25 protein-coding genes and 1 pseudogene are annotated in these 23,154 nt (G+C 63.5%); 17 read left to right on the forward strand and 9 right to left on the reverse strand.

What is annotated here, in order from left to right:
• Positions 1-37 precede the first annotated feature (37 nt).
• The 4 genes from RX331_RS16985 to RX331_RS17000 all read right to left on the reverse strand — a co-directional run bounded on the left by RX331_RS16985 (position 38) and on the right by RX331_RS17000 (position 4,252).
• Positions 38-1,282, reverse strand: coding sequence for an MFS transporter (locus RX331_RS16985; protein WP_317257613.1), 1,245 nt, complete (start codon positions 1,280-1,282; stop codon positions 38-40).
• A gap of 286 nt (positions 1,283-1,568) precedes the next feature.
• Complete coding sequence (locus RX331_RS16990; protein WP_317257614.1) at positions 1,569-3,338, reverse strand: flotillin family protein; 1,770 nt, start codon at positions 3,336-3,338, stop codon at positions 1,569-1,571.
• Positions 3,339-3,341: 3 nt separating this feature from the next.
• Positions 3,342-4,007 carry an OB-fold-containig protein gene (locus RX331_RS16995; protein WP_317257615.1) on the reverse strand — a complete coding sequence of 222 codons (666 nt, stop codon included), beginning with the start codon at positions 4,005-4,007 and terminating at the stop codon, positions 3,342-3,344.
• Complete coding sequence (locus tag RX331_RS17000; protein WP_317257616.1) at positions 4,004-4,252, reverse strand: hypothetical protein; 249 nt, start codon at positions 4,250-4,252, stop codon at positions 4,004-4,006. The genes RX331_RS16995 and RX331_RS17000 overlap by 4 nt, the downstream gene beginning before the upstream one ends.
• Before the next feature lie 9 nt (positions 4,253-4,261).
• On the opposite strand from RX331_RS17000, the gene RX331_RS17005 reads away from it, so the two are divergent.
• The 4 genes and pseudogenes from RX331_RS17005 (at position 4,262) to RX331_RS17020 (ending at position 8,579) form a co-directional block, all read left to right on the forward strand.
• Positions 4,262-5,656, forward strand: a complete 1,395-nt coding sequence (locus RX331_RS17005; protein ID WP_410708232.1) for an Nramp family divalent metal transporter — start codon at positions 4,262-4,264, stop codon at positions 5,654-5,656.
• Between the two features lie 198 nt (positions 5,657-5,854).
• Positions 5,855-6,925 (forward strand): alpha/beta hydrolase, encoded by a 1,071-nt coding sequence (locus RX331_RS17010; RefSeq protein ID WP_317257618.1) that lies wholly within the window; start codon positions 5,855-5,857, stop codon positions 6,923-6,925.
• Entirely contained in the window at positions 6,873-7,484 is a 612-nt protein-coding gene (locus RX331_RS17015) for a glycosyltransferase (protein WP_317257619.1), read from the forward strand. Before RX331_RS17010 ends, RX331_RS17015 begins: the two co-directional genes overlap by 53 nt.
• Positions 7,485-7,515: 31 nt before the next feature.
• Positions 7,516-8,579 (forward strand): annotated as a pseudogene (locus RX331_RS17020) (class I SAM-dependent methyltransferase).
• Positions 8,580-8,647: 68 nt separating this feature from the next.
• Here the strand turns inward: RX331_RS17020 and RX331_RS17025 are convergent.
• From RX331_RS17025 to hemB, 3 genes are all read right to left on the reverse strand, one after another.
• Positions 8,648-9,424, reverse strand: a complete 777-nt coding sequence (locus RX331_RS17025; protein ID WP_317257620.1) for an arginyltransferase — start codon at positions 9,422-9,424, stop codon at positions 8,648-8,650.
• 187 nt (positions 9,425-9,611) lie between these two features.
• Complete coding sequence (locus RX331_RS17030) at positions 9,612-10,181, reverse strand: RDD family protein (RefSeq protein WP_317257621.1); 570 nt, start codon at positions 10,179-10,181, stop codon at positions 9,612-9,614.
• A 171-nt stretch (positions 10,182-10,352) separates the two neighbouring features.
• Positions 10,353-11,411 carry a porphobilinogen synthase gene (gene hemB, locus RX331_RS17035; RefSeq protein WP_317257622.1) on the reverse strand — a complete coding sequence of 353 codons (1,059 nt, stop codon included), beginning with the start codon at positions 11,409-11,411 and terminating at the stop codon, positions 10,353-10,355.
• A gap of 198 nt (positions 11,412-11,609) precedes the next feature.
• On the opposite strand from hemB, the gene RX331_RS17040 reads away from it, so the two are divergent.
• From RX331_RS17040 to RX331_RS17060, 5 genes are all read left to right on the forward strand, one after another.
• Entirely contained in the window at positions 11,610-12,089 is a 480-nt protein-coding gene (locus RX331_RS17040) for a DUF6163 family protein (protein WP_317257623.1), read from the forward strand.
• A 551-nt stretch (positions 12,090-12,640) separates the two neighbouring features.
• Complete coding sequence (gene ldtR, locus RX331_RS17045) at positions 12,641-13,156, forward strand: transcriptional regulator LdtR (protein WP_317257624.1); 516 nt, start codon at positions 12,641-12,643, stop codon at positions 13,154-13,156.
• A 542-nt stretch (positions 13,157-13,698) separates the two neighbouring features.
• Positions 13,699-13,923, forward strand: coding sequence for a hypothetical protein (locus RX331_RS17050; RefSeq protein WP_317257625.1), 225 nt, complete (start codon positions 13,699-13,701; stop codon positions 13,921-13,923).
• Positions 13,924-13,961: 38 nt separating this feature from the next.
• Positions 13,962-14,183 (forward strand): hypothetical protein, encoded by a 222-nt coding sequence (locus RX331_RS17055; protein WP_171581983.1) that lies wholly within the window; start codon positions 13,962-13,964, stop codon positions 14,181-14,183.
• A 111-nt stretch (positions 14,184-14,294) separates the two neighbouring features.
• Positions 14,295-14,864: a histidine phosphatase family protein gene (locus RX331_RS17060; protein ID WP_317257626.1), complete on the forward strand. Its 570-nt coding sequence runs from the start codon at positions 14,295-14,297 to the stop codon at positions 14,862-14,864.
• A 12-nt stretch (positions 14,865-14,876) separates the two neighbouring features.
• Here RX331_RS17060 and RX331_RS17065 read toward each other — a convergent pair whose 3' ends face one another.
• Together RX331_RS17065 and RX331_RS17070 are read right to left on the reverse strand one after the other, a co-directional pair.
• The gene (locus RX331_RS17065) at positions 14,877-15,116 is read right to left on the reverse strand and encodes a hypothetical protein (RefSeq protein WP_317257627.1); all 240 of its coding nucleotides are present in this window, start codon (positions 15,114-15,116) and stop codon (positions 14,877-14,879) included.
• A 101-nt stretch (positions 15,117-15,217) separates the two neighbouring features.
• On the reverse strand, positions 15,218-15,487 hold the full coding sequence (locus tag RX331_RS17070) for a hypothetical protein (RefSeq protein WP_317257628.1): 270 nt from the start codon (positions 15,485-15,487) through the stop codon (positions 15,218-15,220).
• Positions 15,488-16,468: 981 nt separating this feature from the next.
• On the opposite strand from RX331_RS17070, the gene RX331_RS17075 reads away from it, so the two are divergent.
• From RX331_RS17075 to thiL, 8 genes are all read left to right on the forward strand, one after another.
• Complete coding sequence (locus tag RX331_RS17075) at positions 16,469-17,092, forward strand: glutathione S-transferase (RefSeq protein ID WP_317258159.1); 624 nt, start codon at positions 16,469-16,471, stop codon at positions 17,090-17,092.
• Positions 17,093-17,419: 327 nt separating this feature from the next.
• A complete protein-coding gene (gene glyA, locus RX331_RS17080) occupies positions 17,420-18,721 on the forward strand; it encodes a serine hydroxymethyltransferase (RefSeq protein ID WP_317257629.1) in 1,302 nt (433 codons plus the stop codon).
• Positions 18,722-18,738: 17 nt separating this feature from the next.
• Positions 18,739-19,221 carry a transcriptional regulator NrdR gene (gene nrdR / locus RX331_RS17085; protein WP_317257630.1) on the forward strand — a complete coding sequence of 161 codons (483 nt, stop codon included), beginning with the start codon at positions 18,739-18,741 and terminating at the stop codon, positions 19,219-19,221.
• Positions 19,218-20,369, forward strand: a complete 1,152-nt coding sequence (gene ribD, locus RX331_RS17090) for a bifunctional diaminohydroxyphosphoribosylaminopyrimidine deaminase/5-amino-6-(5-phosphoribosylamino)uracil reductase RibD (protein ID WP_317257631.1) — start codon at positions 19,218-19,220, stop codon at positions 20,367-20,369. Before nrdR ends, ribD begins: the two co-directional genes overlap by 4 nt.
• Entirely contained in the window at positions 20,369-20,977 is a 609-nt protein-coding gene (locus tag RX331_RS17095; RefSeq protein WP_317257632.1) for a riboflavin synthase, read from the forward strand. The genes ribD and RX331_RS17095 overlap by 1 nt, the downstream gene beginning before the upstream one ends.
• A gap of 170 nt (positions 20,978-21,147) precedes the next feature.
• Complete coding sequence (ribH, locus tag RX331_RS17100) at positions 21,148-21,639, forward strand: 6,7-dimethyl-8-ribityllumazine synthase (RefSeq protein WP_317257633.1); 492 nt, start codon at positions 21,148-21,150, stop codon at positions 21,637-21,639.
• Positions 21,640-21,643: 4 nt separating this feature from the next.
• Entirely contained in the window at positions 21,644-22,138 is a 495-nt protein-coding gene (gene nusB / locus RX331_RS17105) for a transcription antitermination factor NusB (RefSeq protein WP_317257634.1), read from the forward strand.
• The gene (thiL, locus tag RX331_RS17110) at positions 22,119-23,126 is read left to right on the forward strand and encodes a thiamine-phosphate kinase (RefSeq protein WP_410708233.1); all 1,008 of its coding nucleotides are present in this window, start codon (positions 22,119-22,121) and stop codon (positions 23,124-23,126) included. The genes nusB and thiL overlap by 20 nt, the downstream gene beginning before the upstream one ends.
• Positions 23,127-23,154: the final 28 nt, after the last annotated feature.

Genomic DNA, 23,154 nt, shown 5'->3' on the forward strand with positions numbered 1-23,154 from the left:
GCTGCACCGCGTCCGGGACATGAGCGCATTGCTTCGGCTAGCACCGTGCCGGTTCGCCCACCATCTTCGGCTGCTGCGCGAGCGACACCGCGGGCGAAACCCAGATCACCAGCGCCTGCGCGGCGAAGATCGCGGCGGCCAGATAGAGGCAGGCTTCCGCGCCATAGAGACCGCCGACGATGGCCCCGAGCGCCGAGCCGAGAGGGCGGGCGCCGTAGCTCATGATGTTGATGGCGGAGACGCGGCCGAGCAGCGATGGCGGCGTCACCGATTGTCGCAGCGTCGTGGTCGAGATCACCCACAGGATGGGACCGGCGCCGAGCAGGAAGAAGCTCAGGCCCGCAAGCCACGGGGTAGGCAGAAGCGTGGTCAGCGCCATCACGGCGGAAGCGAGGAAACCGGCGATCGGTCCAAGCCCGATCACGGTGCCGAAGGCGAGCCGCGCCATGACTCGCGTCGCCGCCAGCGCGCCGACCACCATGCCGACGCCGTACATCCCGAGCGTCACGCCGACGCCGGCGGCGGACAGTCCGAGATGGCGCACAGCATAGGGCACGAACACCGCGAGCAGCAGGAACGACGCGGTGTTGAAAATGAACTGCGTGATGAACACCGGCCGCAGCAGCGCGTGGTGCAGCACGAAAGCCGCGCCTTCCCTGACCTCCTGCAGCGGATGGCGGCGCGGGGCCGGCGCGCGCGCCGGCTCATGGATGCCGGACAACAGCACGACGGCAATCACCGATAGCGCGGCGGCAGCGCCGAAGGCCGGCGCGGCCCCGACCCAGCCGACCAGCACGCCGCCGAGCGCCGGGCCGCTGGCGAACGCTACGGTGCGCGCCAGCTCGATCCGGGCATTCGCCGCCGGCAATTGTTCCGAGGTCACCAGCGAGGGCACCAGTGCCGGCGCGGCGACGCTGTAGGCGACCGTGCCGCAGACCGCGATAAAACCAAGCACCGACAACAGCGGCAGCGTCATCAGGCGGAGCCAGAGCGCGAGCAGGATCGCGGCAAGGGCGGCGGCGCGCAGGGCCTCGGAGGCGACCATGACAAAGCGCCGCGAGATGCGGTCGGCGAGCAGGCCCGCGGGAATCGCGAACAGGATGAAGGGCAGCGTCAACGCGGTCTGCAACAGGCCGGTCTGGCCTTCGCCGACCCCAAGCAGCAGCACCGCGACGATCGGAGCTGCGGCGAGCGCGATTTGCTCGGCCGATTGAGCGGCGAGGTTGGACCAGGCCAGGCGGTTGAAGGTCGCGGGCAGGCTCGGCGTGTCGACGGTAGACATGGCATCATTCCCCGAGGATTCGACTTGTCCGCATTGTCCGAACTCAGGGTGGTCGAACCCACCCGTTTCCCGACAAGGCGCAGGCGCGCCAACGCAAGAAAAAAGGCCTGCCGCAAAGTTGCGCAGGCCTCGGTTTGCCCGTCATTCCGGAGCGATGCGAAGCATCGAACTATGGTGCGCAATCGCTGAGACTCTCGAGCGAGCAAGGTAACCGCTGGATTCCGGGTTCGCGCTTCGCGCGCCCCGGAATGACAGTAGAACTACCGCGCCAACTTTCGGTCGTGAGCTACGACTTCGGGCCGAGCGTCGCCTTGCCTGTGCCCGAGATGGTGGCGGGTGGCGGCGTCACGTCATCATCCATATCCGCTTCGATTGCAGGCGGTTCGGCCGGATTGGCCAGTTGCTGCGCGGCCAGCGCATTCGTCAGGCTGGTCAGCGCATCCGGCCCGGCGGCAAAGCCGCCTTCGGCCAAAATCTTGTCGATGATCGGCTTGAAGGCCGAGACCGACAACAGCTGCGCGGCGAGGCCATCGCCGAGGCCAAGGCCGTTGCTGTGGCCGTTCATGGCGCCGTTGCCGCCGCCGCGGCCGAGCATGCCGCCGGTGTCGAAGATGCGGATGTCCGAAATCTTCTCGATCGGCTTGACCGCTTCGGCGAGTGCGCTCGGGATCACGTTGATGCGCGCCATGGTGAGGTCGTAGTCGACCAACGCCTGAGAGAGCTTGTTGCGCGCTTCCGCCTTCAGCGCGGCGACTTCGGCTTCCGCCTGGCCGAGCGACTTGACGCCGGCGGCGCGGGTGGTCGCAGCTTCAGCATCGGCCTTGGCCAGCATGGTGATGGCTTCCGCCTTGTTGGTCGCGGCCTGGTTCTCGGCTTCCGCCATCACGGTGATCGGCATCGCCTCGGTCTCGGCCGCCTTGCGCGCCGCGATCACGTTGATGATCTTGTCGCGTTCGGCGATTTCGACGGCCTTGGCGGTGGTGACCTTTTCCTCCGCCGCAATCGCCAGCGCTCGCGCGGTTTCGGCAATCGTCTGCGCCTCGGATTGTTCCTTGCTCTTGTTGGCGATTGCGATGGCGCTTTCCTGCGCGACGATCTGCAGGTCGCGCTCCATTTCGGTGTTGCGGCGCTTCACCGCGAGGTCGGCCTCGATCTTCCTGGTATCGCGGGCCTGGTTGGCCTCGGTCTGTATGTTGGCGACCGCCAGCTCCTGCTGGATGCGGTACTCCGCCTCGTTCTGCAGGGCGGTCTGCTCGACCTGCGCGGTCTGCGCGCGCATCGCCGCCGTCTTGTTGGCGATGTCGCGCTGCTGCGCCAATTCCGCCTCGCGCTTGGTCGCTTCGATCGTCAGCGTGGTCTGGCGCGCCACGAGATCCTGCTGCGCTATGTTGACCTCGGTGGTGCGGACGATCTGGTTGCGCTCCTGTTCGCGCTCCCTGGTGATCTTGGTCAGCGTCGTCAGGCCGTGGGCGTCGAAGAAATTGCTCGGGTTGAAATGCTTGATGTCACTCTGGTCGAGCCGCGTCAGCGACACCGATTCAAGCTCGAGGCCGTTGTTCTGGATGTCGGCGCCGACCGCGTCCTGCACGGACTTCACGAACGTGGCGCGCTGCTCCTGCAGCTCCTCGAGGTTCATGGTGGCGGCGACCGAGCGCAGGCCGTCGACGAATTTGGCCTCGATCAGCTCGCGCAGTTCGCCGCCATTCTGGGTGCGGCTGCCGAGCGTCTGCGCGGCGAGCGCGATCGAGGAGGTATCGGGTTTGACGCGCAGATAGAACTCGGCGCCGATATCGACGCGCATGCGGTCCTTGGTGATCATCGAATCCGGGCCGCCGCGGGCGACCTCGAGCCGCAGCGTCTTCAGATTGACCGCGGCGACGGAGTGGAACACGGGAAGCACGATCGAGCCGCCGTCGAGCACGACCTTCTGGCCGCCGAGACCGGTGCGGACATAGGCTTCGTCACGGGTGGAGCGGCGATAGAGTTTGGCAAGCAAAAGGCCGATAACAAGAACGACGATGACGCCAATGGTGACGGGTATTGCAAGTTCCCACATGTGTTAGGCCCTGTCTGAACGTTGTTGCGCAATGAGGTCTGCGGGGGCGGTAATGGCGATAAAGCTCTTGGCGTCACGGTCGACCAGCAGCACGCTGGCGCCGACCGGGAGCGGTGCGGAATCAGGGCTGGCGCGTGCCACCAGAGAATGCCAGTTGCCGAAGACATCCTTGAGACGGACGCGGCCGGGCAATCCCTGGTCGAGCGGCCCAACCGAGACCTCGGCGACCTTGCCGACGAAGTCGGCATCATCAACCGCATAGGTCTCGTCGCGCGGGATGATGCGGGCGATACCGCGGCTGGTGACGCGGATGGCCGGAAGGCTGACGGCCCCGGCGGCGAGCGCCGCGATCGGGGTTGGGACGGACAGCCCCGCCCCATGCGCGATGCCCTGCAGGAAGAAGCCCCCGATCGAGAATACGCCGAGCGCGAGGATGATCAGGATCAACAGCGGTAGTCGCCCTGCATTGATCCATAGAAACATGCCACCGAGGCCGCTGTCGCTGTCGCTGTCGGCCTCGACCGCGAAATCCTTGCCGAGGAGTTCGCTGATCGAAAATCCGACTAGCGTGGTCAGTAATTCGATGCCACCGAGCGCCAGCATGATCCCGGCGGCAATTGCGAAGGGTCGTACATCGGGCGCCAGCAGCAGGTCGGATACGGCACTCATTGCTGCGATTTGATCCTTTCAAGCCTGGCTGCGATTTCCTTTTCGCGATGCAGGCGGTCGAGTTCGTCGAGCTCCTTGTCGCCGAACACGCTGGAAGCAGGCACACCCGTTACGCGTGCAATCGCTGCCATCGCCCGGTCGGCGCTTACCGTTTTAGTCGTGGGAACCCCGCGTCGAGGTGCCGCATTTTCGTGATCGCTAGATGCAGTTGCAAATGAGTTGCAATAAGAACGAATATCAGCCATCTTGTTGCAATGGACGCCCGAACGCCCGGATTAGGCCCAAAGACCACGGCCGAGAGTTTGCCGATGACTGACACGACTGCCGCCGGATGGCGCGCGGATGCGGCCGCTGGCGCCCAGCGCAGCCTGCCCGAAGTAAATTCGACCATCAGAGTGCCCTTTGGCGGGCATTGGTCGCGGCGACTTCTGGCTTTCCTCGGCCCCGGCTATTTGGTCTCGGTCGGCTACATGGACCCCGGCAACTGGGCGACCGACCTCGCGGGCGGTTCGAAGTTCGGCTACACGCTGCTCGCGGTCATCTTGCTGTCGAACCTCATGGCGATCCTGCTGCAGGCGCTCGCCGCGCGGCTCGGCATCGTCACAGACCGCGACCTCGCGCAGGCCTGCCGCGCCAGCTTCTCGCGGCCCGTGAACTTCCTGCTCTGGGTTGCCTGCGAGGCCGCGATCATCGCCTGCGATCTCGCCGAGGTGATCGGCACTGCGATCGCGCTAAAGCTTCTGTTCGGCATTCCCCTGATCGGCGGCGCGCTGATCACTGCGCTTGATGCCTTCCTGCTGCTTCTCTTGATGAACAAGGGCTTCCGCTTCCTCGAAGCCTTCGTCATCTCGCTGCTGATCGTCATCGCCGTCTGTTTTGGGATTCAGATTGCAGCCGCGGCCCCGCCGATCGCCGCGGTGCTGAAGGGCTTTGTGCCCTCGAGTGAGATCGTCACCAATCCGGAAATGCTCTACATCGCGATCGGTATCATCGGCGCGACCGTGATGCCGCATAACCTCTATCTGCATTCCTCGATCGTGCAGACGCGCGCCTACGAGCGCAACGACGAGGGCCGCCGCGAGGCGATCAAATGGGCGACGACGGACTCGACGATTGCCCTGATGCTGGCGCTCTTCATCAACGCCGCGATCCTGATCGTCGCCGCAGCCACCTTCTATTCGAGCGGGCGGACCGAGGTCGCCGAGATCGGCCAGGCCTATGAATTGCTCTCGCCGCTGCTCGGGCTCGGCATCGCCTCGACGTTGTTCGCCGTGGCGCTGCTCGCCTCCGGCCTCAACTCGACGGTAACCGCGACGCTGGCCGGCCAGATCGTGATGGAAGGCTTCCTCGACCTGCGGCTACCGAGCTGGGCGCGGCGGCTCTTGACCCGCGGCATCGCCATCGTGCCGGTCGTGATCGTCACCGCGCTCTATGGCGAGCGCGGCACCAGCCAGCTCCTGGTGTTCAGCCAGGTCATCCTGTCGATGCAATTGCCATTCGCGGTCATCCCGCTGGTCAAGTTCGTGTCCGACAAGCGGAAGATGGGCGAGTTCGTCATCTCGCGGAGCGTCGCGGTGATCGCCTGGATCGTCGCCGGAATCATCGTCGCGCTGAACGTGAAGCTGCTGTTCGAGACGTTCTTCGGCTAAGACGCATACTTGCTGGCATCGTCCGGTTCGGGCGACCCGGTAGGCTGCGGCTCTCGATTCAATCCCTGATGTCTCTGAAATACGGGATCAATCGCTTTCTCGAATGGTGGCGAGAGGGGCGATGGCCGACAATTAGTCTAAAGCTCGCACTTGACATCATTCGCATCGCGGAAAGTCGTTCAGCAAACGGGTGACATCATGCGTGCAGCGCTGCCCGTTCAGGATGGGTTTGTCGAGCGCGATGGCGTGAAGATTTACTACGAGGTCTACGGCAACGGGCCGCAGACGATAGTCTTTGTGCCGCCATGGAGTATCGTTCATTCCCGTGTGTACAAGGCGCAGCTGCCTTATTTCAGTGAGCGGTTTCGTTGCGTCACTTACGATGGTCGCGGCAATGGAAAGTCCGACCGGCCGGCTGACGTGGCGGCCTACAGCCTGGACAATTACGTCGCCGATCTGGTCTCAGTCATGGATGCGACCGACACCGAAAGGGCGGTCCTTGTGGGGCTTTCCTTTGGCGGCATGATTGCCAGCGTGATCGCGGCGCATCACGCGGAACGCGTCACGGCGGCTGTTCTGGTCGGGACGTCCGCGAGCATCGGACCTTCCTATCCCTATATGGCGCCGGGGCATTTTCAGGCCAAGCACGAGAGCTTCGAGGGTTGGAACAGATACAATCGAGAGTATTGGCTGGCCGACTATCCCGACTTCGCGCAATTTTTCGTACGCAACATTTTCAGCGATCCACACTCGACCAAACAGATCGAGGACGGCATCGAATGGGCCGGCGAAACCACCGGAGCTGTGCTCGCCAGGATCGTTGAGGCGCGGTCGATTGCATCGAAGTTCGATGTCAGCGAGGCGATGTATCGCAAGATCCACTGTCCACTGCTGATGATCCACGGTGATAACGATCAGCTGCAGCCCCACACCCGTGCCGAGGCCGTAGCGAAGGTCACCGGAGCTGAACTGGTAACCATTCCCGGCGGCGGCCATAGTCCGATGGGGCGTTTCCCGGCCAAGTGCAACGCGTTGATCCTGAATTTCATCCATCGCAAGCTTGGCACTCCCGCTCCCAGGAAAGCAGCGAAGCCTTCAAGGACAAAGAGAGCGCTCTATTTATCGTCTCCAATCGGGCTTGGCCACGGTCGGCGCGATATCGCCATTACGCGCGAGCTGCGCAAGCTTCACCCCGAACTGCAAGTCGACTGCATCCATGCGGGACTGGGTGCCGAAGCACTTCGACTTCGCCGGCTACATCATAGGTGAGCATCCGCAGGTTTTCCGCTATCGCGATGACCTGCGCCGCAGCCTGGGCTATCGACCCGGCGAGTGCGTTTGCATTGTTACTGTCGGCGGATCAGGTGTTGGTGCGCATCTCATCCGGCGCATTCTGCAGGCTTTTCCGTTGGCCCACTCCAAGCTGCCGGAACTGCGGATGATCCTCGTCGCAGGCCCACGTATCGATCCCCGTTCGCTGGATGCGCCGCGCGGTGTCGAGGTCCATGCCTTCGTGCCCGATCTCGATCGGCATCTGGCTGTTTGCGATCTGGCGCTTGTTCAGGGCGGCCTGACGACCTGCATGGAGCTGACTGCGGGTGGCACGCCGTTTCTCTACTTCCCGCTGAGAAACCATTTCGAGCAGAATTTTCACGTTGCCTACCGCCTCGACCGCTACAACGCCGGAAGGCGAATGGATTACGCGACTTCTACGCCGGAAACGATAGCCGAGGCCATGGTCGCAGCATTGAAGCAGCAGGTGAGTTTCCGGCCGGTCGAGAGCGACGGCGCCCTGCGGGCTGCGCGAATGCTCGCAGAAATTCTCTGATTCAGTGAGTGACCATCGAGGGAGTACAGCCATGTCCGCTACGAACATCGACGAAGGCAAGCTCAACACGTTCATTGGCCAGATGCTGTCGGACCTTGGCGGCGCATCCAGTATCGCCATGGTCCGTCTCGGTGATACACTGGGTCTCTATAAGGCCATCCATGCCAATGGGCCGATGACGTCGATGGAGCTGGCCAAGGCTGCAAAGGTCGATGAACGCTATTTGCGCGAATGGCTATCGTCAGGCGGCGTCGAACTATTTGTCCTACGATCCCGCTAGCGCCAAATTCGCCATGCCGGCTGAGCAGGCCATGGTGTTCGCCAACGAGGAGAGCCCGGTCTATATGTGGGCGGCTTCGATCTCATGGCGGCCATGCTCGACAATCAGCCCAAGGTCCAGGCGGCATTCAAATCCGGCGGCGGCGTTGCCTGGGGCGACCAGGCCGGTTGCATGTTCTGCGCGGTCGCTCGTTTCTTCCGGCCGGGCTACCACAACAACCTGGTCTCGTCCTGGCTGCCCGCTCTCGACGGGGTCGTGAAGAAGCTTGAGGCTGGCGCACGCGTTGCCGACGTCGGCTGTGGACACGGCTGGTCTACCGTCCTGATGGCCAAGGCGTTCCCAAGGTCTCAGTTCTTCGGCTACGATTTTCATCCCGACTCGATCCGAGACGCCACGGCACACGCCAGGGACCATGGCGTCGCCGCGAATGCGCACTTCGCCGTTGGGCTTGCCAAGGATTATTCCGGCAGGGATTTCGATCTCGTCACCTGCTTGATTGTCTGCATGACATGGGCGATCCCACAGGTGCGGCAGCGCACATCCGGCAGTCCTTGAAACCCGATGGTACCTGGATGATCGTGGAGCCAATGGCAGGCGATACGCTGCAACAGAACCTTAACCCGGTCGGACGCCTGTATTATGCAGGTTCCACAATGATTTGCCTGCCAACTTCACGGTCGCAGGAAGTCGGGGCAGCCCTCGGTGCACAAGCAGGCGAGGCGAAATTGCGCGAGACCATCCAAAGCGCTGGCTTTTCGAAGGTACGCCGGGCTGCGGAGACGCCCTTCAACATGATCCTGGAAGCGCGGCGTTAGGCAAATCGATAAGTCTCGTGGCTCGGATGGCGCGTAGCGAAATCCGGGCCACGAGAAGCAGGAGTCCGTTAGTCCTGCGGCTCGGACAGCATTTCGCCCGAGGCGTCGATCCGCAGCCAGCCTGACGGTGCCAGCCGCTGCTGCGGCAGGAAGCGGCCCTTGTAGTCCATCTTCTTGGAGCCCTCGATCCAGTAGCCGAGATAGACGTAAGGCAGCCCCAGCCGGCGGGCGCGGGTGATGTGGTCGAGGATCATGAATGTGCCGAGCGAGCGGCTCGCCTGCGACGGCTCGAAGAACGAGTACACCATCGACAGGCCATCGCTGAGCACGTCAGTGAGCGCCACCGCGATCAGCTCCTCGCCGCGGCCGGTGATGCCGGTGTCGACGCCGCGCTTGCGGTATTCGATGATGCGGGTCTCGACATGGCTGTCTTCAACCATCATCGCGTAATCGAGGACGGTCATGTCGGCCATGCCGCCGTGGCGGTGCCGCTTGTCGAGATAGGCGCGGAATATCGAATATTGCTCTGAGGTCGGCACCGCGCTGCGCTGCTCCCCAACGATGTCGGCGTTGCGCGCCAAAACCTTCTTGAAGTTGCGCGAGGGGCGGAATTCGTTGGCGATGACGCGTACTGACACGCAGGCGCGGCACTGGTCGCAGGCCGGACGGTAGGCGATCGACTGGCTGCGGCGGAAGCCGCCATGGGTCAGGAGGTCGTTGAGGTCGCCGGCCTTGTCACCGACCAGATGCGTGAACACCTTGCGCTCGTGCCGGCCCGGCAGATAGGGGCAGGGCGAGGGCGCCGTCAGATAGAACTGCGGAGTATCACGCGAGTGCTGGGTCACGTCGGGTCGTCACGCCTCCGAAACAAATCAACCATAGCGCTTTCGAGGCCAGTAGACACCGGTTCCCGTTAAGAAAACGCGTCAAAAAGTAAAAACGCCAGCCCGGCCCCGGTTTATTTCATCCCGGAGACGGACCAGCTCTAGCATTGCGCCCCGAGGGCGAATGGTCAATCGGTTTGCGGTTCGCTCAATAGCTGCTGCGCGGCGCGGGCGCTACTTGAGTACGGACCGAGCTGTTAACGATCACAGTTCCGAGGATCATGTCGTGCAGCAGCCGGCGGCGGCCGTTGAACAGGCCGACCAGAAGCACCAGCGGCGTCAGGAACGATATCGAGATCCAGTACAGCACGGCGTGGCAGGCGCCGAGCACGAAATAGCCCGGCGCGCCGTACCAGGTGCGCAGCTCCAGGTCCATCGCGCGCATGCCCATGGTGGCCGAATGCGGGCCGCCGATCGAGGCGCCGTAATAGACGATCGCCCAGACGATGGTGGCCGGCCATGCCAGCCAGAACAGCATCCAGCCCAAGGTCAGCGTGATGATGCCGAACAGGAAGATGAAGATGTAGCCGAGAATGACCGGCACCGAGAGCACGACGAGGTCGATCAGGAACGCAAAAACCCGCCGCGTCAGCACGCCGCGAAACAATTCCGGCTGCAGGTCCGAATCGAACGCATGCGGCGGCACCCCGCCGTTGTTCCGCCAAGCGCCGCCGGCATATGGAGAGCCGCCGGTATTGCCAGAGCCGCTATAAGACATGGTTCGTCCTCCAGGCCGATATTCCCTGCATGACATGGTAACGGGCTATGCCGCCGCCAAGGGCCTGCGACGTTCACAGTGTGCAATATTCCAATTGTTCGAAGACGCGGTCACAAGCTTTTCATCGTCCCTGCGAACGCAATGCGTTTGCAGGGACGACGACGGAGCGGCTTACCCTTCCGCCTTCAGCTTCTCCGCCGCCTGCGGCGCAAAATACGTCAAAATGCCATCCGCGCCGGCGCGCTTGAAACCGACGAGGCTTTCCATCATCGCGCGGTCGCCGTCGATCCAGCCGCTATTCGCTGCGCCCGCGATCATCGCGTATTCGCCCGACACTTGATACACGAAGGTCGGCATCGAGAACGTGTCCTTTACTCGCCGTACCACGTCGAGATAGGGCATGCCCGGCTTCACCATCACCATGTCGGCGCCTTCGGCAATGTCGAGTTCGACCTCGCGCAGGGCCTCGTCGGTGTTGGCGCAGTCCATCTGGTAGGTGCGCTTGTCGCCGGTGAGCGTCTTGGCGGAGCCGATGGCGTCGCGGAACGGGCCGTAGAAGGCGGAAGCGTATTTCGCCGCATAGGACATGATCTGCACGTCGCCGAAACCATTGTCGTCGAGCGCCTCGCGGATCGCGCCGACGCGGCCGTCCATCATGTCTGACGGAGCGATGACGTCGCAGCCGGCCTCGGCCTGCACCAGCGCCTGTTGCACCAGCACCGCGACCGTCTCGTCGTTGAGGATCCTGCCGTCCGCGATCAGCCCGTCATGGCCGTGGCTGGTGAAGGGATCGAGCGCGACGTCGCAGAGCACGCCGATGTCGGGGAATTCCTTCTTGATCGCGCGCACCGCCTGGCAGACCAGGTTGTTCGGGTTGAGCGCCTCCGAGCCGGTCTCGTCGCGCAGCGACGGCTCGGTATAGGGGAACAGCGCGATGCAGGGGATGTTCAGCTTCGCCGCGCGCTCGGCATCGCGCACCACCTGGTCAACGGTGAGGCGGTCGACGCCCGGCATCGAGGCCACCGGCGTGCGCGTGTTCTGCCCGCCGACCACGAACAGCGGCCAAATCAAATCGTCCGTCGTCAGCACGTTTTCCCGTACCAGCCGCCGCGCCCATTCCGCCTTGCGGTTGCGGCGGGGGCGGATCGTCAGGTCGAGCGAGGTGGAGGCGAGGGCGGGCCGCCGCGGCGCGTCGCGCATCTCGATCGGACGGCCGAATTTGATCGCCATGTGATGGGTACTCCTGAAGGCGCAAGAAAGCTTTGATTTGTTCCAATTCTAGCATCTTGCGCCGGCCCCGTCACCGCGGCTTGATCCGTCTCATCGGCAATTGATTTTGCCGGTCCGGCAGGCCAAGACATCAGGCCATGAGGCGATTCCAGCACGCGTTCAGCCCCGATTCCGAGGTCGGCAGCCAGGAGAGCCGGCATGTCTGACATGTCGGCGCGGGATTCCGCGCGGGACAAGGCCAGGGACCGGGACGGCGCAATGTCCATGGCTGGCATGTCGTCGGAGCGGATCGATTCCGACGAGAATGTCTGGACGCGGCGTCTGGTGACGTTCCTGCGCGTCATGGCCGTGATCTCGATCATGAAGGGCCTGTACCACTGGGCGCAGGTCACCGGCTTCATCGGCGGCGAGGAAGAGGCGTTCGAGAACCAGTCGATGGCCTGGCAGACCGCCACGGTCTATTTCGCCGTCATCGAACTCGTCGCTGCCGTCGGGCTCTGGCTTGCCACGCCCTGGGGCGCGGTGGTGTGGCTGACCACCGTGGTTTCGATGGCAGTGATCGAGCTGATGTTTCCGGGGATCTATGGCGGCAGTCTGACGATCGTCGCGCTGGAAGCCGTGATGCTCGGCGCCTATCTCGCGCTCGCCTGGATGGCCGCGCGCGAACGGCCGCCGTAGGATGCTTGATGCGCTCCTTTCGCCCCGCTCTTGTCGAGACAGGCGAAGCTTGCTCTCAGAGGGCGGGAGTGAGGGGTCTCACCGCGAGTGGAATGCTCGATAGAGCCCCTCATCCCGACCTTCTCCCCGCAAGCGCGGGGAGAAGGAGAGCAGCAACGCGTCAGTTTTCCGCCATAATCCATCCGCGTGCAGAAATCGCGACGGCATCCCTTACAATTTTCAAGGATTCCGCCCGTTAACGTTTCGCTCACCGTTAAGGCCCGTAAAGGTTCCACCACACCTGTTAGGCGAGCGTTTCGATTTCAGGCCTACCTGTTTCGGGATGCGACAACCGCCACAGACGAAGCGTGAACATCGCCCTTCCAGCGTCAATGAAACATTGCAAAAGGCGTTGATCCGCCGGGCTTAATCCACAATTCACTCTGTTAAATTCATGATCTCTTTATTGTCTTATTTAAGCGGATGTTCAATCCGCCCCCTTAAGTTGAACCTATCAGGCGGGACAGAAGTTTCGTCGAAATAAGTCGAAAAACGACGACAGGGGAAGTGTCATGATCAAAGCCGTTGCGACGGCGGTGGAAACCGCTGAACGTTCTGCCGGTCAAACTGCCGTGCAGCCGCTCTATCTCGAAGCATTGACGTTGGTGGAGCGTCTGCATCGCCGGCTGCTCGATGTCATCAAGGACGAATTCGATCGCCGCGGTCGCGCCGACATCAATTCGGTGCAGGCCTTGCTACTCTATAACATCGGCGACAAGGAGCTAACTGCGGGCGAACTGCGCACGCGCGGTTACTATCTCGGCTCCAACGTCTCCTATAACCTGAAGAAGCTCGTCGAACTCGGCTTCCTCGATCATCAGCGCTCGCGGGTCGATCGCCGTTCGGTCCGCATTCGCCTGACCGCGCAGGGCCAGGAGATCCGCAAGATCGTCGATGCGCTCTACCAGAAGCACGTCAAGACGGTCGAGCAGGTCGGCGGCATCTCGAACGAGGAGTTCGCGACGCTGAACAAGTCGCTGCATCGCCTCGAGCGGTTCTGGACCGACCAGATCCTGTACCGGCTCTGAGAATTTTCCGACGGGCGTCGTGGCGCGTGGGGGCGCGCCATCAAGCGTGTCGGGAGAAGACTTCAGTCCGCCTTTCGGCCAAGCCGGCCATATCGACAAGACCGGCAGCAGAAGAGCGGACCCATGAACTGGCAAGGCAGTAAGCCCTGCCCAAAGCGCATCGGCGCCGGTCCTCCGGCACCGGTGCGTTTTGCTTTTTTGGGCGCGGAAAGACGCGTGCATGGGCAACGGCGCTTGCCGGTTTGGGAAATCCGGATTGACGAGCCTTCGGTGGCCCCGCCCATAATCCCCGAAACAGAGGCTTCACGCACGTATCGGGCCGCAAGGATCGTAGCGTCTTGCGCTCAATGGCGGAACGGGCTTGTCGGCATCACTGCATCCCATGTTCGGCGAGCAACAGCGCTTCGTGCTGCTTCCGAAAATTTGCAAGTAAAATCAGCGAATACGATCGCTTTTCACGATCTCAGGACCGGGTTCCAAAAATGATGGAACCATCCGCGCGCTCGCGCATTGTCGGCCCGGCCATAAAACGGGTGAGGGGCATGCTCGTCGAACGCGGGATTCAAGTGATGAACTTTGAGGTGGTGGGCGATGCCTATGCAATAGCCTCAAACTACCTTCGCACGACCGGCGCCATCCCCCACACCATGGTCACCGACGAGCGGTTGCTTAGGATCATCATCAGGATGTTTCAGCACGGCGAATATAACAGGCTCAAGCTCGCCAACAAGGCGATCGCCGAATTCGAAGCGCGCATAGCGGCCTGACCGTCTATCAGCATCACCCCTGCATCAGGAGAAATTCCATGGAAGCCGCGATCGACCGGATCATGCAGACCTATGATCTGCTGCTGAATTGCAGCGCCGCGGCAAGCGACGAGGCGCGCGCCAAGGTTACCGCCTATCTCACCACGCTGGTCGAGGCCGGCGAGAAGGATCCGCACCGGCTGACGGTGTGCGGCCTGACCTATCTACGCCAGCTCGACGGCAGCAACGATCCTGTGAAGGCGGGGTATACCGGCTTGTAACGGAAAGGCCGCTCAGCCGCGGCGCTGCGAAGGCGACAGCGCTGATCTCGATCCTGCTGTGGCTCTATGCCGTCTGCGCGGGCCGCCTGATTTCTGACGAGGGCCGCCGCCATGGGCCTCATGCATGTTGCAATCGTTGCATTGCTCCTGTTTGGCACGGCTGGGACTGCCGCCGCCAATCAGGCGGCCGATGCCCGAACCGCCCTACGCGCCGGCGCTCACGTCGCGCTGATGCGTCATGCCGACGCGCCGGGTGGCGCCGGAGATCCACCCGGCTTCCGCCTCGAGAACTGCGCCACCCAGCGCAACCTCAGCCCGAAGGGAAGGGCGGATGCGGAGAAGATCGGATCGCAGCTCAAGCAGGAAGGGATTGTGTTCGAAAAGATCGTGAGCTCGCCGTGGTGCCGATGTGTGGACACCGCCAGATTGCTCGATCTCGGAGCAGTCGAGACCGTGCCGACATTCGGCAACGTCGTCGTGCTGCGCGATCAAAGAGAGGCGCTTACAGCAGGCGCTCGTGCGCTCATCGCCGCGTGGACGGGACGCGGAAACCTCCTCGTCGTAACGCATGGCGCGAACATTTTTGCGCTGACCGGCGTCTCGCCGGCGAGCGGCGAGATCGTCGTGGTCAAAGGTGGCAGCGATCGCGCCGCGCCGGTTGGCCGCCTGCTGCTCGATTAGATCAGCTTCGCATTACCGCGCGTCGGCCCTGGCAACCTTACCCCGGTAGCGGCTCCAGTTGGCGATGACGGCTTCGTATCTGCCTGGCTTGGCGGCCGCCATGGCGCCGGTCGTGTCGACTGCGGCCTCATGGGTGACGCGGTGGGAATAAACTGCAAAATATCCCAGGAGACCGGCGACCATCATGCCGTAAATCAGGAACGACGTTATCAGCCAGCGCCGTGTAATGGCTCGGCGTTTCTGCTGTGGCAATGAGCTTTCCATATCGGGAAATCCATCTCTCAGCCCCAGGCATTTATGAACCCGCCCGAGGCGTTACGCTGTGAACTGGATCACGTAGAGCTGACCTGCGGCTAGTTTCGTTTGGCCGAATAGACCACCGATTGATCGTCATAATCTTCAGTTGCAAGCCTGTTCACGTCGCGGCTCAATTCGCTGACCAAAATGGTGCCGACGGGTGCAGCTGGATGGTGCTTCGACGGTAATGTCGCGAGGTGACGGCTGTCGCAGCCACGACAAAGACAGCGACGGCTACGAAACTGATGATCGTCCGATGCTTCGTCATGGGAAACCTCCGTTCCCCAGCCCTTGATGTAGGTCAGCGGAACGGCGAGGCGGTTCAATGTTGATCCAACTAAATGAAGGACAGGATTCGTGTCAGAAATTGCAGGAGCCCGTTCGATGTAAGCGGATACGATCCATACGGATGACCATTTCACGCTGCTGCAGTCGAGGTACACCCGCCGTACCTGCGGAGTGCGAACTGACTTGCCTCGCATGCAAGCGCGATTGCGCATTGCGGCCCGTGACAAATCAGCCCGGACGGGCAAATCACCTCTGATTTTCAGAAATCAGGTCAAGCTAAGAATTGCTGAAAATCAGAAATATTCAGCTTCCGTTTTTCCCCAAATCAGCGGCATAACTCCGTTCGTCTCACCGCGAGATGAGGGGCGTTGGCCATCGTCACTGACGCGCGGTAAGATGCGATGGACGCGGATGCCGTGACTGACGAGTGTGGCTGACGCGTACGGTGAAGTCGTGTGGTTCTGGCGCCGTGGTGCTGGCGTTAAGTCCTTCAGGTGCGAAAGCGCCCCAAAGGGCGACGGAGGCAAAAGAGCCGTTCTCCGGGGAGAGCACGAAGTAAGCCGTAAAGCCATTGCGCAGGGAAGGCCGGGATGCTCCCGCCGAACCTGTATGCTCGTGTGCACCTCTTGCTATGCGCATAATGGCACACGAGACCGCGGGTGCGGCGCGCACCCGGTCTTCCCTGCGCCCTCTGATCGGAGAGGGCGGAAGTTGTCTGGCAAAACCTCGGGCAAAACATGTCGCGAGAACGCAGCCTCATACTCAGTCGTCGTCCTCCGCGAAGGCGGGGGACCAGTAATCCGACACGTCAATGATTGAACCGTTAAGCCGCGGCGTACTGGATCCCTGCCTTCGCGGGGATGACAGCGGTGCGCGCCGGGCCATTTCGCCGTCATTGCGAGCGCAGCGAAGCAATCCATTGTCACCTCATACGCGGATGGATGGATTGCTTCACCTTGCCCCCAATGACACTTTCTCGCGCATCACGGCCGGTTGACGATAAGCAAAAAGGAAACCCCATTCTCACGCTTCATCACCTCAACGACTCCCGCTCGCAACGAATTCTCTGGCTGCTCGAGGAGCTCGGCACGCCTTATGAGATGAAGCGCTACCAGCGCAACGCCGAGACCCGGCTGGCGCCGCCGGAATTGAAGGCGGTGCATCCGCTCGGCAAGTCGCCGGTTATCACCGACGGCGACAGGACGATCGCCGAGTCCGGGGCGATCGTCGACTACATCATCCGCCGCTATGGCAAAGGTGCGATGATGCCGGAAGCCGGCAGCGCCGACTACGAGGCCTACAACGAGTGGCTGCATTATTCGGAAGGCTCGGCGATGCTGCCGTTGATGCTCAACCTGTATGTCGGGAGGCTGAAGGAGGCGGGCGCGCCGCTGCATCCGCGGATCGACAGCGAGCTGGCCAACCATCTCGGCTATGTCGACGCCGCGCTGAAGGGCCGCGACTTCTTCGTCGGGCCGTCGCTATCTGGGGCCGATATCCAGATGAGCTTCGTCGGCGAGATGGCCAAGGTGTTCGGCAAGCTGGAACCTTACCCGAACCTTGCCGCCTGGCTGGAGCGCATGCACGCCCGGCCGGCGTTCCAGCGCTCGATCGCCAAGGGAGGGCCGTACCGGTTTGTGTGAGGGCAGGCTCGTGTCCCGGGCGCGGCGCGGCATGAGCGAAGCGAATGGTGCGTTGCTGACCCGGGACCCACCGTTCCCAGGTTGCCGCATCTGGGTCCCGGCTCAGCGGTGCACCGCCAAGGGGGCGCTGCACCGCGTCCGGGACACGGCGAGCTCGGGGCGATACCCCCTTCCTCCCCACCATATCTTGCATAAATACCAGCGGGATACCGCAAACCCTTGGCCATTCCGGCCCGGATGTGGTATCTCGCAGGCTTCTTTCGACCGCCACACCAAACCCGTCCGCTTCGCCCTTAAGGGCCTGCGGCGGTGGAGATATTTCGCCCAATGACCTCCAGCGCCAAGACCGCCTCCGCGCCCGACTCGTTGTTCACGGCCACGCTTGCCGAAGCCGACCCGGAAATCGCCGCCGCGATCAAGGGCGAACTCGGCCGCCAGCGACACGAGATCGAGCTGATTGCGTCGGAAAACATCGTCAGCCGGGCCGTGCTGGAAGCGCAGGGTTCGGTGATGACCAACAAATATGCGGAGGGCTATCCGGGCGCCCGTTACTATGGCGGCTGCGAATGGGTCGACGTCGCCGAGACGCTGGCGATCGAGCGGGCCAAGAAGCTGTTTGGCGCAGGGTTCGCCAACGTTCAGCCGAACTCCGGCAGCCAGATGAACCAGGCGGCGTTTCTGGCGCTGCTGCAGCCCGGCGACACCTTCATGGGCCTCGACCTTGCCGCCGGCGGCCATCTCACCCACGGCTCACCGGTCAACATGTCCGGCAAGTGGTTCAAGGCCTCGCACTACACGGTACGGCGCGAGGACCAGATCATCGACATGGACGAGGTCGCCAGGCAGGCCGAGCAGGTCAAGCCCAAACTGATCATCGCCGGCGGCTCGGCCTATTCGCGCGCCTGGGACTTCAAGCGCTTCCGCGAGATCGCCGACAGCGTCGGTGCGTATCTGTTGGTCGACATGGCGCATTTCGCGGGCCTCGTCGCCGGCGGCGTGCATGCCTCGCCGGTCCCGCATGCCCACGTCACGACCACCACGACGCACAAATCGCTGCGCGGGCCGCGCGGCGGCCTGATCCTGACCAACGACGAAGCGCTCGCCAAGAAGCTGAATTCGGCGATCTTCCCTGGCCTGCAGGGCGGTCCGCTGATGCACGTCATTGCCGCCAAGGCGGTGGCGTTCGGCGAGGCGCTGCGGCCGGACTTCAAGGTCTACGCCAAGAACGTCGTCGAGAACGCCAAGGCGCTGGCGGAAACGCTGCGTGGCCACGGCCTCGACATCGTCTCCGGCGGCACCGACAACCATCTGATGCTGGTCGACCTCCGGCCGAAGGGCCTGAAGGGCAACGTGTCGGAGAAGGCGCTGGTGCGCGCCGCCATCACCTGCAACAAGAACGGCATCCCGTTCGATCCCGAAAAGCCGTTCGTCACCTCCGGCCTGCGTCTCGGCACGCCGGCGGCGACCACGCGCGGCTTCGGCGTTGCCGAATTCAAGCAGGTCGGCGGCATGATCGCCGAGGTGCTCAACGCGCTGGCGCAGTCGGAAGACGGCAAGGCGCCGCTGGTGGAAGCCGCGATCAAGGAACGCGTGAAGGCCCTGACCGACCGCTTCCCGATCTATCAGTAGCAAAAGGACGCGAGTGGATGCGCTGTCCGAGTTGCAACAGTCTCGATACGCAGGTGAAGGATTCGCGGCCGACCGAGGACTCGGCCGTGATCCGGCGACGGCGGGTATGCATCGCCTGCAACTTCCGCTTCACCACCTTCGAGCGGGTGCAGCTCCGCGAATTGACGGTCATCAAACGCAACGGCCGCCGCGTGCCGTTCGACCGCGACAAGCTGATGCGCTCGGTGCAGATCTCCTTGCGCAAGCGTCCGGTCGATCCTGAAAGGGTCGAGAAGATGGTCTCGGCGATCGTGCGCGAGCTCGAAAGCGGCGGCGAGGCGGAAGTCTCCTCAGAGGCGATCGGCGAGATCGTGATGGAGCATCTGCGTCAGCTCGACGACGTCGCCTATGTGCGCTTTGCCTCCGTCTACCGCAACTTTCGCGAAGCCAAGGACTTCGAAGCTGTGCTCGGCGAGCTCTCGGGCGAGGACGAAGCGCGGGTCGCCACGTTGCGCAAATGATCTTCCGCATCCTGGAAGACCAGTACGGGCAGAAGCTCAAGGAAGCGAAAGCGGCGGACCAGCGCTTTATGCAGCTTGCGCTATCGCTCGGCCGTCGCGGGCTGGGGCGGACCTGGCCCAATCCGGCCGTCGGCGCGGTGGTGGTCAAGGACGGCGTCATCGTCGGCCGCGGCTGGACGCAAGCGGGCGGCCGGCCGCATGCCGAGCCGGAGGCGCTGAAGCGGGCCGGGGGAGCAGCACGGGGCGCGACGCTCTATGTGACGCTCGAGCCGTGCTCGCATTTCGGCAAGTCGCCGCCCTGCGTCGATGCCGTGATCGCCTCCGGCATTGCGCGCGTGGTGTCGGCAATCGAGGACCCCAATCCGGAAGTGGCGGGGCAGGGACATGCCAAACTTCGCGCGGCCGGAATTGCGGTCGATGTCGGGCTTGGCGCGGCGGAAGCCGCGCGCGATCACGCCGGACATTTCCGCCGCATCCGCGACAAGCGCCCGCATGTGATCCTCAAGCTCGCGGTATCGGCCGACGACAAGATCGCTGCCGAAGGTGGCAAGCCGGTCGCGATCACGGGCGAAGCGGCGCGGACGCGAGTGCACCTGTTGCGCGCGCAATGCGACGCCATCCTGGTCGGCATCGGCACCGTGCTGGCGGATGATCCGCTGCTGACCTGCCGCCTGCCCGGAATGGAACCGCGTTCGCCGGTGCGGGTGGTGCTGGATCGCGCTCTGCGTCTGCCAGGAGCGAGCCGGCTGGTCCATTCCGCGCGCGAAACGCCGCTCTGGGTGATGACGTCGGACCTCGCCGATGCGCCGGCGGCCATGAAGCTCGGCGCGGCCGGCGCACAGGTGCTACGGGTTGCGGCGACGACCAAGCCGCCGGGGTTCGATCTGCCGGCCGTCCTGCACGCGCTGTCCGAGAAGGGCATCACAAGGCTGATGGTGGAGGGCGGCTCGCGGGTCGCCTCGTCCTTCATCGCGAGCTGCCTCGTCGATGAAATCTGGCTGCTGCGCGGGCCTGAAGCGATCGGATCGGATGGTATTCCCGCGCTGGACGCATTGCCGCTCTCGTCAATCACCGGCTCGCCCGCGTTCAAGACCCGTGCTAGCGAAAGCCTGGAGAAGGACACCCTTACGATCTACGAGCGTGCGTAATGTTTACCGGAATTGTCACCGATATCGGTGAGATCATTGGCTTCACGCCAACCGCGCAGGGGCAGCTGCATCGCATGCGGATCGCCTGCCGCTACGACCAGACGACGATTGCCGATGGCGCCTCGATCGCCTGCAACGGCGTCTGCCTGACGGTGGTGGCTTCAGGTGTGGAAGGCGGCAAGACCTGGTTCGACGTCGATGCGGCCGCCGAAACGCTCGGCATGACGACGGCGAAGCACTGGATCAAGGGCACAAGGCTTAACCTCGAGCGCGCGCTCAAGATCGGCGATGAGCTCGGCGGCCATATCGTCGCGGGGCACGCCGACGGCATTGCGACTATTGTCAGGCGCGATGATCTGCCCGACATGGCGCGGTTCGAGCTGCGCACCACGCGGGAATTGGCGCGTTTCATCGCCGCCAAGGGCTCGGTGACGCTCGATGGCGTGTCGTTGACTGTCAACACGGTCGAGGATGTCACATTTTCGGTGCTGATCATTCCCCATACGCTTAGTGTCACGACGCTCAGCGGATGGGCTGCGGGGAGCGAGGTCAATATCGAGGTCGATCTGATGGCCCGCTACGCCGCGCGGCTGTCGGAAATGAAGTGACGGGCGAAAGCCCGTCATCCCGGGGCGCGCCTTAGCGCGAACCCGGGATCTCGAGATTTCGGGCCCGATGCTAGCGCATCGCCCCGGAATGACACTGCCTGTTCATGCTTGGCTTAACCACCCGCGGCGACTACATAACGCACCGGTACATGAGTGAAACGGATTGAAGAATGGCAGACGCACGGCGCGCACCGCTGAAGGACCAGACCGACATTTCAGGCGCGCGCGCCCTGATCGTCGAGGCGCGATTTTATGACGATATCCAGGACGCGCTGCTGGAGGGCGCGGTCGCCGAGCTGAACGCTGCCGGCGTGACCCACGACGTCATCACGGTGCCCGGCGCGCTGGAAATTCCGGCCGCGATTGCGATCGCGCTTGATGCTGCCGAAAAGAATGGCAAGCCTTATGATGCGGCAATCGCGCTCGGCTGCGTGGTGCGCGGCGACACCATCCATTTCGAGATCGTCTCGATCGAATCCTCGCGCGCGCTGATGGATCTTTCGGTCATCCGAAAGGTTCCGCTCGGCAACGGAATCATCACCGTCAATACTGACGCGCAGGCCTGGGCGAGGGCGCGCGCCAGTGAACTCAACAAGGGCGGCGACGCCGCGCGTGCCGCGCTGGCGATGCTGCGGATCAAGCGGCGGCTGACGAAGGCTTAAGGCGATGGCGGATCAGAAGAAGCCGGTCAAAGGCCCCGAACGGAAAGCCAACCGTCGCGGCGCGGCGCGGTTAGCTGCCGTGCAGGCGCTCTACCAGATGGACATCGCTGGCGCCGGGATCAACGACATCTTCGCCGAGTTCGAGAGCCACTGGCTCGGCAACGAGGTCGAGGGCGACAAATATCTGCCGGCGGAAGCCGCGTTTTTCCGCGACGTGGTGTCGGGCGTGGTCCGTGATCAGGCAAGGCTCGATCCCCTGATTGACGATGCGCTCTCGAAAGGCTGGCCGCTGAAGCGGATCGACGCGATTCTGCGTGCGGTGCTGCGGGCCGGCTCCTATGAGCTGGAGCATCGCAAGGACGTGCCGGGCCGTGTCGTGGTGTCGGAATATGTCGACGTCGCGCATGCCTTCGTCGAAAAGGACGAGACCGGCATGGTGAACGCGGTGCTCGACCAGATCGCGCGCCAGTTCCGCGCCGATGAGTTCGCACGTGGCTAGCGGCAAGCCCGCGTCCGGCGAGGACTCGCTGATCGCGCGCTATTTCCGGCCGCTTGCGACCGACCCCGGTGCGTACGGCCTCGACGACGACGCCGGGGCATTAAAACCCTCGGGCGACGATATCGTGGTGACGACGGACGCCATCGTCGAGGGCGTGCACTTCCTGCCCGACGATCCCCCCGATACCGTGGCGCGGAAGGCGCTGCGGGTGAATCTGAGCGATCTCGCGGCGAAGGGGGCGACGCCTGCCGGCTTCGTGCTGACGCTGGCGCTGCGTAGCGCGGACGAGGCCTGGCTAAAGCCGTTCGCGATGGCACTCGGCGAGGACGCGTCGCAATTCGGCTGTCCGCTTTTGGGAGGCGATACTGTATCGACGCCGGGTCCGTTGATGGTCTCGGTCACCGCGTTCGGGCGGGCGCCGCCGGGCAGGATGGTCCATCGCAGCGGCGCCAGGGTAGGCGAGCGCGTGATGGTCACCGGCACGATCGGCGACGCCGCGTTGGGACTGGCGGTCCTCAAGGGCGGCAAGGTTCATGCCGCCACGACAGACAAGGCGGCGCGCGACGCGCTGGTCGGGCGCTATCGCGTTCCGCAGCCGCGCGTGGCGCTGGCCGAGATCATCAGAGACCATGCCAGTGCGTCGATGGACGTGTCGGATGGGCTCGCTGGCGACCTCACAAAACTCTGCGGCGTCTCCGGCGTCTCGGCCGTGATCGAGCTGGAGCAGGTTCCGCTGTCCGGCGCAGCGCAGGATCTGGTATCGCGCGGGGTTGTCGGGCGGGAGACGCTGATCACCGGCGGTGACGATTACGAGATCCTGTGCACGATGGCCGAGGAGAGGGTCGGGCCGTTCACGCAGGCGGCGCGGCACGCCGGCGTTGCCGTCAGTTCCCTCGGTGCGGTGGTTGCGGGAAGCGCCGCGCCGAAGTTCGTCGACGGCCAAGGCAGGGAGATCGTGCTGGAGCGGCTATCCTACAGCCACTTCTGACTGGGTCTGGATGCACCGTCTGCCACGG

Source organism: Bradyrhizobium sp. BWA-3-5, from assembly GCF_032917985.1.
In the GTDB taxonomy this organism is placed as follows: domain Bacteria; phylum Pseudomonadota; class Alphaproteobacteria; order Rhizobiales; family Xanthobacteraceae; genus Bradyrhizobium.